Origin of the sequence: Bacillus sp. SG-1 (assembly GCF_000181495.1) — a bacterium.
Lineage (GTDB): Bacteria > Bacillota > Bacilli > Bacillales > Bacillaceae_B > Rossellomorea.
Genome location: NZ_ABCF01000003.1, coordinates 112,227 through 125,222, shown reverse-complemented (window position 1 = coordinate 125,222; position 12,996 = coordinate 112,227). Strand labels below are relative to the sequence as shown.

The following is a 12,996-nucleotide window of genomic DNA, read 5'->3' as shown; positions in this document are numbered from 1 at the left end:
ACGGTCTGCGCGGCCGCCGCGGTCAGCAAACTTCTGTACTCCCGTATAAAATGGGTGTGTATCTGAACTTACCTCTACTTTGATCAGCGGATAAGTGCTTCCATCTTCCCATTCGATGGTTTCCGGGGAGCTCATTGTTGAACTCGTGAGAAATTTATATCCACTGTTCGTGTCCATAAAAACAACTTTTTGATAATTTGGGTGAATTCCTTTTTTCATTTATATGACCTCCTGAATCTTTTGATTAAATCGTAATGTTTACGATTTAAAATTCATCTAACGTTATTAAACCAGAATTCAATCGTGTATGCAAGTTATTCTTTGCATCAAAAAAACGGAGCTGATTAATAGCTCCGCCTTTCAATGTTATTCCCTATCAAACAACGCCGCCCCGGCAATCCCCGGCTCAGTCATCTCATAAGGATTCAAAATCAAATCAAGCTCTTCTTCCGTCAGTACATCATACTTCAGGCAAAGCTCCCTGATCGGCTGGCCGTTTAGAATCGCTTCCCTAGCGATCCTTGACGCCACTTCATAGCCGATATGCGGATTGACCGCCGTGATGATGCCGACACTCTTTTCTACATATTCCTTCATTCTCTCTTCATTTGCCTCGATGCCTTTTACACAGTTCTCCGTGAAAGAATCGAAGGCATTATTCATGATAGAGATCGATTGAAGAAGATTGAAAATCAACACCGGCTCCATGACGTTCAGGTCAAACTGTCCTGCTTCTGAAGCAAGAGAAATCGTCTGGTCGTTCCCGATTACCTGGAAGGACACCTGATTGATCAGCTCCGGCATGACAGGGTTCACCTTACCAGGCATGATGGAAGAACCCGGCTGTCTCGCAGGAAGTGAAATCTCACCAAGACCTGCCCTTGGCCCTGAAGCCATCAAACGAAGGTCATTCGCAATCTTGGACATGTTGATCATACAGATCTTCAGGCTGCTGGATACTTCTGTATAAGCATCCGTGTTCTGCGTAGCATCCACAAGATGTTCCGCACCTTTGAACGGCAGGCCGCTGATATCGGCAAGGTAAGGCACGACAAGTTCGATATATTTCGGGAATGCGTTAAGGCCTGTCCCCACAGCCGTTGCCCCCATGTTCAGTTCATACAGATGCTCCCTTGTCTGCTTGATACGCTTGATATCCCTTGCAATCACACGGCTGTAGGCTTCGAATTCCTGGCCAAGCCTGATCGGAACGGCATCCTGAAGATGAGTGCGGCCCATCTTAATGATATGACTGAACTCCTGTGCCTTCGCACTGAATGCCTCGTGCATACGCTCCATCGTGGAGATCAACTGCTCGAGCAGATTCAGGATCGCAATATGCATACTCGTCGGGAACGCGTCATTCGTGGACTGCGACATATTGACGTGGCTGTTCGGACTGCAGTGACCGTAAGACCCCTTTTCTTTTCCCATGATTTCGAGGGCTCGGTTCGCCAGGATTTCATTGATGTTCATATTGAAGGAAGTCCCCGCGCCGCCCTGGATCGGATCGACAAGGACCTGATCATGCATTGTTCCTTCCATCATTTCATCTGCTGCTTTCATGATAGGTTCGGCAATTCCTTCATAAAGCCGGCCGACATCCATATTTGCCTTGGCAGCAGCCTTTTTTACCATCGCCATCGCCTTGATCAATTCGGGATGAATGCGGTAGCCTGTAATGGGGAAATTCTCTACCGCGCGGAGCGTCTGAATCCCATAATACGCATGCTCAGGTACTTCTTTTGTTCCCAGGAAGTCTTTCTCGATTCGATTGAAATTTGCTGTGACTGACATTTTGCTGTATCCCCTTTGGTTTTTCTCTCTTATTATACGAAGCTTTTTTGCTATTAAAATTCCTCTTCTATATTAGCATGAGACAAATTGCTTCTCTACCCTGAACCTCGGCAGGAGTTCAAACACCCCGTAATAGTACCACTCAATGCCTGCGATAGGGATCCCGCCATAAAAAAATCAGGGACAAGGACGCTCTCACTCTTGTCCCTGTCACCTGACGCTTCCCTGCAATACTTTTTCATCTTGCTGCAACAACTCACTCAACTCAAAAGAATTCAAAGGCTCTGAACAGTAATACCCTTGGATTTCATCGCAGTTGATCTCTTGTAAAAATTCATATTGTTCCTTTGTTTCCACATGTTCTGCGATGGAGAGCAGGTTCAGGTTCCTCGTCATCGCGATGATGGTTTTGATGATAATGGCCGCCTCTGCACTGCCTGGTACGTCACGAATAAATGACCCGTCTATTTTCACCCGGTCGATCGGGAAGTTCTTGATATGGTTCAATGAGCTGTATCCCGTTCCGAAGTCGTCGATACTGATGGATATCCCGAGCGCTCGAAGCTGATTGAATATGAGTTTAGCATACTCTATATCTTTCATCGCCATACTCTCTGTGATTTCCAAGTCTAACAAACTGGTACTGAATCCTTCTTCATCTATTACTCTCTTAACCGTCGAAATGAAATTTTGATGATACAGCTGTTTTAAGGATATATTCACACTCAATTGCAGGTCACTATAACCCTCGTTGTGCCATTGGTTGACTTGCCTGCATGATTCTCTCAGCACCCACTCCCCCAGTTCATGGATGAGTCCATTTTCTTCAGCCAGCGAGATGAACTTATTGGGCGTAATCAACCCTTCTGCTGGATGATTCCATCGTAACAGGGCTTCAACCCCGAAGATCTTCCCGGTTGACACTTTTACTTGAGGTTGATAGACAATTTCAAACTCTTTCTCTTTCATCGCTTTTCGGATATCTTTTTCCAATGCTAATTTTTTACTGCTTTCTTCATCGTTTTGCTGATGATAGAACTCGAACGTATTCTTTCCCTTTTCTTTTGAGCGGTACATGGCCACATCTGCGTATTTCATTAAATCTTCAACAGTGTCACTGTCATTCGGATAAATGGAAATCCCCATACTTCCCGTGACAAACAGTTCTTGTTTTTCAATCTGAAAGGGTGTTTGGATGAGCGCCATCAATTCTTCTATCTTGTTTTCCAATTCGGCCATGGAAGGGATCTCGGGAAATAAAAACGTGAATTCATCTCCACCCATCCTCGCTACTTTCACATCTTCTTTCACAAAGGAAGTAAATCGCTCAGACAGCTGCAATAACAAGCGGTCCCCCGTTTGATGCCCTAAGACATCGTTGATCACCTTAAAGCGGTCCAAGTCCAAAAAGCATACTGCTGCCGGCAGTTTACTTGTTTCAATCCTCTGTTGCAGCTCTTTCACAAACTGAAATCTATTCGGAAGGCCTGTCAAAGAATCATGATAGGCCAAGTGTTGAATTTGTTCCCTTGTTTGAATGACTTCCGTAATATCTTTGGCAAGGATATTGATGTTCGCCAATTTTTCTTTTACAAAGATCGGGATGAGGGTGATCTGCACATCGATATACTTCCCCTCGCTGGTACTAATCTTTGTCTCAAACATCTGGGAGCTGCCTTTAACAGCCTCCATAATATAGGAAGAAAACTCATCTTCCTTTGATTCATGTATTAACTCGGCGAAAGAAGATCCCTTTTTCAACTGATCGATAGGGTAACCCGTCAATTGCTGTACTGCATTATTCAGCTTCAAAATTTTCCCCTTTGGATCCAAGGTGAAAATAGCTACAGCTTGATTATCAAAAAGCGTTTCATACCGGCGTTTGTTCTCGATAATCAATTCCTGCTGTTCCTTACTATGAATCTCTGAAAAGAGGCCCGGAACAAGCTCCAGAAAGACCAAAGCGAAAATATTAATCATTAATGGAAGTAACGTATTATTGAGATACACCCATTCGAATATCGGGATATTTCTATTTGTAAATAAGTCTATGGTTGAAAACAATGTGATGCTGGAAAATAAAGTGAAGCGGATACTCGCAAAAGCCATTCCTATAGCAAAGCTTCCAAACAGGATCCAGAAAAAACCGACTCTCTCCAAACTTCTTATTTGACGAATAAAGCGAATGGTCGCCAGGACATTACCTGCAAGCAAAATATTCGCGCTGATGAATAATAGAATATTCATCTTAAGATCGTGCTCCACCATTTCACTCCAGATATCAATCATGTTCACCAAACTGATACATGAAGCAAAAATGATGGAACTAAAAATTAATTTAAAAAACGAGATTTCCCTCAAACATATAGTGTTAATGGTCGTATTGACCGCCCATGTGTTAAATATCAGGAACCCGATCCCTAGCAAGACACCCACATTGGCTTCGATGCCGGACATATTTCCATACAGATAAGAAAAGTAGATTATAGCGCCAAACACCAACGAGGCAATATGAACCTTTATTTGCCCATTCTCTACTTCTCTCATCTTCCTAATAAGAGTGATCCCAAAAAAACCTGCGATGGTTGCTATCCCAATCGACAAAACATATTCACTAAGAGAGTAATAGACCATTTATTAATTCCTCTTTTCAATTAGAGCCATATTTCGAGCCAAGTAATATGCGTTAAAACGTAATGAATGATTTCAATAAGACTATATTACCATTTTAATGGCTATTCGAATTGATTTCATAAAAATATTTAGACAAAATCCGGCAAAATTATTGCGGGGGATGGGAGCTAGGGACAGAGGGACAGGTGAACTGTCCCGCAATCCATTTAAGGGATAAGGTACCTGACCCTTGTCCTCTTTGTCCCTCGAAAGGCTAATATAGGACACTTTCGACATTCGCAATTGGTCGAAGGTGTCGCATTCATTTTCTTTAGTGGTTAGGAACAAGAACATATCCATTATGATATGCTTTATAAAAACACGGAAATCCAACGTTATGCTATATAAAGAAGAGTTCATGGAAGCAGCAATAACAACAGGCGGGTGCGGCGGATATTTGTTTCAAATTATCCCGCCTTAATAAGTTGGGATTTAGATTGTCACATTGGTGATGAAATGAAAGAATGGATTAAAAACAAGAATAGGCGGATGAAATATGGATTTAATCAAACAGATTGAAGAGCTTGACTTTGCCCTTTTACAGTCCTTTTCCAATAAGGAAGATAGAACATGGGGAGTTTTATTTTCGAACGAACACCAGCCAGAGTATTATGATGCTAACCATGCGCATGTGAGTAAACAACCTGACAATTCAGAAGAAGTCATCAAAGAGGTCATTTCTTTTTATGAAGCCTTGAAGGTTATTCCTAGGTTTTATTTATACAACCTGGAGTCTCTGACAGACTTTGTTGCTCTATTAAAAGAGAAGGGCTTTCAGTTTGAAGATTTTTTGCAGCCAATACAGCTTTGGAATAACGAATCTACGGAGTTGGCCATTAATAAAGATGTCACTATAGAAAGAGTAACCGCTAATAATTATCACGATGCCCTATGGGTTGAGTGTCAGATTAAAGAATTTGGCGGAAAAACAGTTCGTGAAAAGGCGTTCCAATCAGAATTTAACGATTCCCGCTATACTCATTATCTATTGAAATATAACGGTAATCCTTGTTCCACAGCATGCTTATTCGTTCACGGCAATCAAGGGAGAGTAGAAAGCGTCGCCACCATCGAAGAATATAGAGGAAAAGGATTAATCGGCTGGTTGTTACAACAGATTCAAAATGAAGCGCAAAAACTTCAACTGGAAAAGCTATGGGTGCATCCGATCAATGAACGAGTTGAAAAGGTTTATAGCCGCTATGGATTTAAGACTGTATTGAGATTACAGACAGGGCATGCCTTTTTAGGAGGGAAAGGTATCAAGGAGATACAAGGGACGTAAACTGCATATTGAGTGGGGAGCCACTATCTATTCTCTATTAACTTGAATCTTACTGTTAGCTTTGCTGGCCGGCAGGTTTTCCTCTTACATTATTCGAACTAACGCCAACCAAAGTTCGCTTGCTTGAATATATAAAATACCAAAAAAGTATACCTTTCTCCTTCTTACTGAACGCTCTTTCCATCATAGAAATTAATTGAATCATGTCTACAATCCTTCATAGCAATGTTAACTCCAACAAAAATAGGGAAATAGAATAGATGTGGATTAACTGTTAACATGAAAAAGGAGTGGAATTCATGAATCAGAGTCAATTGGATCGAATGAAGAATGGCAAAGGGTTTATTGCTGCACTGGATCAAAGCGGAGGCAGTACACCTAAGGCACTGGCAGCTTATGGTGTTACGGAGGATTCCTATTCAAATGAAGAGGAAATGTTTGATCAGGTGCACGAGATGCGCACCAGGATTATGACGTCTCCAGCTTTCAGTTCAGACCATATCCTTGGCGTCATCCTATTCGAGCAGACAATGGACAGTAAAGTTGAAGGAAAATATACAGCGGATTATCTGGCTGACCATAATATTGTCCCGTTTCTGAAAGTCGATAAGGGCCTGGCTGAAAAAGAAGACGGGGTACAGCTCATGAAGCCGAATCCGGACCTTGATGAAACGCTTCACCGTGCCAAAGAACGAAATATCTTCGGCACCAAAATGCGTTCGGTCATCCATGAACCGAATGAATCAGGAATCAAAGCTGTCGTGGATCAGCAATTCGAAATCGGGAAGAGAATCATCGCTTCCGACTTGGTGCCGATCATCGAACCTGAAGTCAATATCCACAGCGAAGACAAAGCAAAATGCGAAGAAATCCTGCGTGCTGAAATCATAGAACACCTCAATGGTTTGTCCGAGAATGAAAATGTGATGCTGAAACTCACAATTCCGACTAAAGCTAATGCCTACAAGGAACTGGTGGAGCATCCGCGTGTCGTCCGGGTTGTCGCCCTCTCAGGCGGATACTCCCGAGATGAAGCCAACGAGAGATTAAAAGAAAACGACGGGATGATTGCAAGCTTCTCCCGTGCGCTCGCCGAAGAATTGAGAGTTAATCAATCTTCCGAAGAATTTGATCGATCCATGCGAGATGCCATCGAGTCGATTTATGATGCTTCTGCCAATAAAAAATAATATGTATCTAGGGAGAATGAGCATATTAGCAGTTGTTATTCCAGACTATTGTCGTGGAAAATGATTGGCAAAATATACAAATAAGAGGCACTGCAAACTACATTGCAGTGCCTCTATATATTGTATTCTTACATTAAAGCCCCCTTTAGCTGAACAAGCAAAGGGCGACCACTCTGCACAATAATTGCACGAGTAATAATTCTATTTTTCAATACAAGTATCTTACTGAGAGTCTGTATTTTCCAATATAAAATTTTCCTTTTCGCCATTCCATTCAACGGTTACTTCAATAATGCTATCCTGCGGGATAATGCTGCCGTTCTTAGAACCCCCGTGAGACTCAATTACTTTTTTATCTAAGTCCTCTCTTGTCCCTTCACTACCTTCAGACCCCGTATCATAAGAATAGGATAAAGAGCTTCCAGCAATTTCACTTAATTCGCCCTTATATTCTAATTTAAAATCGCTTTGAGTCCTTGTGTTGTAATCGTTTATATCTCCTTCGGGGTCTTTGATGAAAATTTCTTCACCCTTGAAAACCAGTTCAGCCTCCCAGTTTTCACTTTCTCCCACAAAATTATAATTAAGTTCCTTAACTTCTTTTATATCATCCAGCGACTCATCTACACTATTTGATGTTGGATTACATCCACCTAAGATAAGAGAAAGAGATGCAAATACGATAATAATCCAGCTTTTCAATTTATCCCTCCTTTTTCTGGAAGTTGTTTCTTTATACAGGATAACACAAAATTATTTAACTTTTCTAATAATTACAGGTATTACCTTTTAGGATTTTCAATGTTCAATTAACCTGCCCAATAATTGAAGAAAGACAATAGCCAGATCAAGTAGCTGATCTAAAGTTATTGCCCCGCTTGATGGAACATTTTTAGTTGAAGGAAATATGCCATTTGTGTTCTTATCACCTTTATTCTAATTCGGGTGCAATTATAAAATAAATGGCAAAAAACACAGTTAGAAAAACAGCAGTGAATTTCAGAGGAATATTAAATAAATAGGTGATTATTGAACTACAAAGTATTGTGATAACTCCTAGAGTATTCCACGGGAACGGTCTGTTTTTATTATCACCGAAGAACATCATTAATGCTAAGTAAGAGATGAAAAACACTACTGACAATACAACTGATACCTCAGAGATTAAGACAGCTAAAAGAGAAAATACAAAAAAACTTAGAAAGATAATAATATTGCTTTTGTTTAAAATACTATTCCCCCCTTAAAACCTTGACCCTCAGTCTATGAAATTACAATACATACAAAACCCATTAATCATTATCCATTTATATTTTTTCTTGCTCCGTTAACCGGAGATGTTAAGGTTTCTGATAATTTATCAATATCAAGAAGAGATTAATGATTATTGTTTGAGTTTTATTATTACACTAATAACCATACTTAATATCAATGCCGGAATTGAGATGTAAAAAAGTATTAATTCAGAAATAGATTGATTCGATTTTAGTAAAAAAGCCACTATTGATAAACCGAAAAAACTTAATAAAAATAAAAGCTTCCCAACAAGGTGTTCAAAATTTTTCTGAATTACCATATTAATCGTCAGAGAGATTGAAAATATTAACAATTATAATCCCAAATACAAAAGAAGGAGTATTTTCAAATAATGAGTACAAATTATCCCCTCCTCATTTTTTTATTGCTTATTCAATTAACCTGCCCTTTACTTGAATAAGGTGGATACCTAGAAGTGACTTAATCTAAAGGTATTGTTTCATTAAAAGTTTCGCCATCTTCGCTTTCCCATTCTACACGTAGTGTAATCTCCTCGGAGAATGCTTCTATATCTCCAGGGGGGTTATTTCCTCCACCTTGGGGTATTTTAATGTATTCACCGTTTCCATCTCTTGATGTGCCAGAGCCCCCTCCTTGTGAGTGGGTTATAAAATACGTGACTTCTTTTGGGATTGAATCGGACTTGGACTTCAAGCTCCCACCTACATAATACATTTCTCGGTCAGCAGTAAACACTACTTCAAGGTTCGCTTTCCACGAAGTAGTTTCTCCCCGTACAATATGAGTTTCAGCATTATCACTTGATTGGCACCCTGTGAATAAAAATAGTGCTGTTATACAAAATGTACCTAATTTTGAGAATTTCATTATAAACTTATCCTTTCTAAACTTAACCGAATTCTTCTTAATAAATTAGACGAAAACATACAAATTTTAGTTTCGCTTATTCTATTAAACTGCCTAATAGTTGAACAAGGGCGGCTGCTTGCTCAGCAAACGCCCCCTTATGTTTAATAAGAAGTATTATTTAATCGTCAAAGTTAACGGTTATCATATAAAGGTTTTTAAAATGTATTTCACAGTTTTCCATTGTTCTTGAAGATAAGTATTCATTGGGAAGCTCCTCCCACTTAGAAGCCATTTCGTTTAGAAATTTTTTGATAATGAAGACACTGTAATCCCATATTTACTCAATATGACTGTAAATTTTTCAATTAAAATATTTGTATAGTCTAAATCCTTTGATTCAAGAAATAGTGCAATTAGCATAAGTCCTCCACCAATTGCTTATTCAATTCTTGCACCCATTCGTTTAAGTACACACTTTCACAAACAGCAATTTTATATTCTACTTTTTTGTTTTGTCACGATATACAATGATTGTAATTATATTTAATAGGAGTGTAACGATAAGAAGAACTGAACTTGCAACCACCCAACCCTCTTCTATAAGATTAGACAAAGCCCCAATCTTAACCAGATTATGAGCATAGACTATCTGAAAATATAACGATATAGCACAAGCACTGATACTCATAATGGAAAAAGTGCTCCAATTATTAAGGTTATGGTTTTTATATCGCATAAGATTAACAATAGGAAGTGTCCAGGCAATAAGACCAAGAGCAAGACTACCAGCATTAAGCCAAAACCAATCAATCATTATTTACCACCCTTTGAGTTTTTCATTTGCATTTTTGTTCATTAATCAGTAAATATACTTCTGTTACTAAACTGCCCTTTACTTGAACATAGAGCGGCTGCTTGTTTAGCACGTCCTGCTTATTGATTTATTATTTGTTTTGATTTATCTCTTCAAGTAGTTCAATAATTCTTTTATTCTGTTTAGATTGTTCTTTCAAAAAACCAACAATTGTCCCAACACCTACAACAATAAGTAGTGCAAGAATCCACATAAATTTTCCCCTTTATTTAGTCATTTTAGATTATCTTATTATGGTTGCGTAATAGCCTTTCTTCCATTAACCTGCCCCAACAATAGAAGAAGAGCTGTAGCTGCTATTTCCACCTATTATGGAGGATCCTGTAATAGCTTCTGCATTAAATAGGGCTGTATTTATTTAAGGATATATAAAGAATTACTGCAACAAATAACATCATTATAATCCCAAGCGATAAACCTATTGTAGCTAATAGTTTCTTCTCATTCTTCTTTTGAAGAGCAAAAAGACTAACTATGATTGTTAATGGTATACCGATATACTGTAAGTTCATAAAGTATTTAGGAAACACATTAGTTAGTAGCGGGTGCAATATTAATAATATACCTAATCCAATTGACGAATAACTTAACCAAGAATATCTTTTTACTTTCACCAAATTCCCCCCTAATCCCACTCAATCTCTTCAATTACCCTACTAAGCATTGTTCGGCTAGGCGGGGCCTGACCCCAATGTCCATACTCTCCAACAGTCGTTTTAACGTTACCTTTCCCCTTCCCACTAAAGGCAAGGGATAATTTCACATCATCTAAACTCCATTCTGTATTATCATCATCTTTTTTATAACCTTCTCTGTTTAGACGTTCTAGTATCTCAACAGAAACATTTTTTCCTATTTCTTCATACCTATTTACATCATTTGTTCCAAGGAAAATCATAGGAACCGCTGTAACAGCAAACAAAATGGTGAAAACAATAATCCCTAATGAATGTCCTTGTGAATTTAAACCCATTCAAACACTCCTCAATAATATCAAATATAATTTTTAACGTGATATTCACCTTGCTGAAATTGTTAACAGCCCCAAAAGTTAGACTTATAATAAAGGCGACTGCTTTTTCATCCTTTCAAACTTTACTTGAACAAATGACAGCTGCACTGTTCAGCATAAGGACGGTAAGTAGTGGAAGTGTTTTTTACATTTACTTTATAAAGAACACCATAGCGGCAAAAAGCATAACAACTGCCCCAACAATATATTTATAGCCTCCCTTATCCTTGCGTCCTTTGATGAACTCCACTGCCGTTAGCATAAAAGTAATAGATAAAAGAGTTAGAACAATATATATCGGTATCCTATTCTCCATTAATAAATATGATGCTGAAAGCCCAAATACGATGATATAGAGAATATCATTTACCCTCTTTAAATTACTGATTCTCTCCCCCTCCTTTAAAAGGTTCTTTGACTAAACTGCTCCCTTACTTTAAAAGAGCTTGTTCAGCAAATGCCCCTTGAATAAACTTTTCATTTTGAATTTTTATTTATTACTTCTATTAAATGCACCAATAATGAAGTTATAAAGGATAGAAGAATAATAATCAAAGTACCAAATATATAAATTAGCCCCTCATTACCTGTTCCGCCCGAGAACAAACCAACCCCAAGCAAAAAATATAGAATAACCATAATTAACATAATCAGAATAAAACCACTAAAGACCTTCATCACTTGGTATCAATCCTTTTCTTTCACTTTTCTTAATAAACCCTTATTCAATAATCCTGCACCTTGAACAAAGGGCAGCCACTTGTTCAACATGCGCCCCCTTTTTATTAAATAAGTTACGTTCACAACTATTGCTATTTTAATATTGTTATTTCACTTGTGTTTAAAAAAACTAAATTACACTCTTCACATCTTAATGCTGGAGTTTTTTTGACTTTTAACACTGCATCGCCTATTAATATTTCACTTCCAAAATTAGCAAAGATTGAATCAGGAGAGTCTGACCAGCAAATTCTTCGAGGAGAGAAAATATATCCTTGCTTCAACTCGTTACCACATCCAGGACACCCTACAACATCCTCCATTGTTAGCTATAGCACCTTCCTCTTCGTGTTTAGTAACCTACAACTTTCTTGAATAATCCGCAGGGAGCAGCGGCCTGTTCCGCAAACGCCCTCTCTCACAGAAGAGCTTATATCTAAAGCGAGCTGAAAGGATCCTGAAGTATCCTTCAACTCAAATTAATAAACCTTCTTAATTGCCATATAGTTTTAGGGAGAGTGGTTTAGCATAAAAAATGCTCAGTCCCAAATTGAACTGAGCCTGATTTTTTTAGTGTTAAGGTTTCTGATTCCTAATTTAAAGCTGTGCGAAATTCTTCATATTCGCCCCTATGATATTGAATACCCGTGACCAAACCTTCTTCATCTGTTTGTATATTGCCGTTAATTGTAACTGTGTCACTTTCATTACTTTCCTTATTCGTATACGATACTTCGGCAGCAAAGGTGTAATAATCCTCGTTTTCTTCAAGTGTGATTTCTTCTGTTGCTAAAACATAATCAGGATGAGCAGCAATCAAGAATTGAACTGCACCATTAGAATTGATAAAATCCTCTAAAAGACTTTCGCTCATATAAGGTTGGAAATTATCTTGATAGTACTCAGAAATCCTTTCGCCTCTTCCTTCCAAATCTTCAAAGTTGAACAAAAACTCGTTCTCCTCATTAGGTCCAGTAAATACATTTTCTAAGAAAGCTTCAATATTTTGTTCAGCAGCACTTTCGGCCCCGGCCTCTTCTGAGTTGCCCCTTGCGGTATCGGAGTTTGTGCAACCAGAAGCTAAAAGTAGAACCCCCAATAATATCAAGGGCTGAAAGTATTTCTTGATTTTACTCATTTAGTACCACCCTTTCAATTATTCTTATACCCTATATACGAGACAGGATCATGATAAGTTTCAAAATTTACACAATTATGTAAATTAAATGGGTTTCATTAGTTGATAACAGGGACGACCCTATACTATTCGGTTAACTTCAAATCAATTTAAATAAACCTCTCTAAATATTCTCCAAAT

Annotated in this window: 13 protein-coding genes; 2 read left to right on the top strand and 11 right to left on the bottom strand. The window is 38.5% G+C overall.

Annotation, left to right across the window (positions count from 1 at the left end; all coding sequences use genetic code 11):
- The 3 genes from BSG1_RS05165 to BSG1_RS05155 form a co-directional block, all read right to left on the bottom strand.
- On the bottom strand, positions 1-219 hold a 219-nt coding region (locus BSG1_RS05165; RefSeq protein ID WP_006835856.1), incomplete at its 3' end, for a type B 50S ribosomal protein L31.
- 147 nt (positions 220-366) lie between these two features.
- Positions 367-1,797 (bottom strand): aspartate ammonia-lyase, encoded by a 1,431-nt coding sequence (gene aspA / locus BSG1_RS05160; protein ID WP_006835855.1) that lies wholly within the window; start codon positions 1,795-1,797, stop codon positions 367-369.
- Between the two features lie 210 nt (positions 1,798-2,007).
- Positions 2,008-4,431, bottom strand: coding sequence for a sensor domain-containing protein (locus BSG1_RS05155; RefSeq protein WP_156791406.1), 2,424 nt, complete (start codon positions 4,429-4,431; stop codon positions 2,008-2,010).
- Positions 4,432-4,966: 535 nt separating this feature from the next.
- Here BSG1_RS05155 and BSG1_RS05150 point away from each other — a divergent pair.
- Together BSG1_RS05150 and BSG1_RS05145 are read left to right on the top strand one after the other, a co-directional pair.
- Positions 4,967-5,755 carry a GNAT family N-acetyltransferase gene (locus BSG1_RS05150; RefSeq protein WP_006835852.1) on the top strand — a complete coding sequence of 263 codons (789 nt, stop codon included), beginning with the start codon at positions 4,967-4,969 and terminating at the stop codon, positions 5,753-5,755.
- Positions 5,756-6,054: 299 nt separating this feature from the next.
- Positions 6,055-6,945, top strand: coding sequence for a fructose bisphosphate aldolase (locus BSG1_RS05145; RefSeq protein ID WP_006835851.1), 891 nt, complete (start codon positions 6,055-6,057; stop codon positions 6,943-6,945).
- A gap of 222 nt (positions 6,946-7,167) precedes the next feature.
- On the opposite strand, the gene BSG1_RS05140 is transcribed toward BSG1_RS05145, so the two are convergent.
- The 8 genes from BSG1_RS05140 to BSG1_RS05110 all read right to left on the bottom strand — a co-directional run bounded on the left by BSG1_RS05140 (position 7,168) and on the right by BSG1_RS05110 (position 12,816).
- Complete coding sequence (locus BSG1_RS05140; RefSeq protein ID WP_006835239.1) at positions 7,168-7,647, bottom strand: hypothetical protein; 480 nt, start codon at positions 7,645-7,647, stop codon at positions 7,168-7,170.
- A gap of 1,035 nt (positions 7,648-8,682) precedes the next feature.
- On the bottom strand, positions 8,683-9,090 hold the full coding sequence (locus BSG1_RS05135; RefSeq protein WP_006835849.1) for a hypothetical protein: 408 nt from the start codon (positions 9,088-9,090) through the stop codon (positions 8,683-8,685).
- Between the two features lie 481 nt (positions 9,091-9,571).
- Complete coding sequence (locus BSG1_RS05130) at positions 9,572-9,886, bottom strand: hypothetical protein (RefSeq protein WP_006835234.1); 315 nt, start codon at positions 9,884-9,886, stop codon at positions 9,572-9,574.
- Between the two features lie 130 nt (positions 9,887-10,016).
- Positions 10,017-10,139 (bottom strand): hypothetical protein, encoded by a 123-nt coding sequence (locus tag BSG1_RS21520; protein ID WP_006835848.1) that lies wholly within the window; start codon positions 10,137-10,139, stop codon positions 10,017-10,019.
- Positions 10,140-10,284: 145 nt separating this feature from the next.
- A complete protein-coding gene (locus BSG1_RS05125; protein WP_044022443.1) occupies positions 10,285-10,560 on the bottom strand; it encodes a hypothetical protein in 276 nt (91 codons plus the stop codon).
- 11 nt (positions 10,561-10,571) lie between these two features.
- On the bottom strand, positions 10,572-10,919 hold the full coding sequence (locus tag BSG1_RS05120; RefSeq protein ID WP_006835846.1) for a hypothetical protein: 348 nt from the start codon (positions 10,917-10,919) through the stop codon (positions 10,572-10,574).
- An 851-nt stretch (positions 10,920-11,770) separates the two neighbouring features.
- Positions 11,771-12,001, bottom strand: coding sequence for a PF20097 family protein (locus BSG1_RS20135; protein WP_232214196.1), 231 nt, complete (start codon positions 11,999-12,001; stop codon positions 11,771-11,773).
- Between the two features lie 269 nt (positions 12,002-12,270).
- Positions 12,271-12,816 carry a hypothetical protein gene (locus BSG1_RS05110; RefSeq protein WP_006835842.1) on the bottom strand — a complete coding sequence of 182 codons (546 nt, stop codon included), beginning with the start codon at positions 12,814-12,816 and terminating at the stop codon, positions 12,271-12,273.
- Positions 12,817-12,996 lie beyond the last annotated feature (180 nt).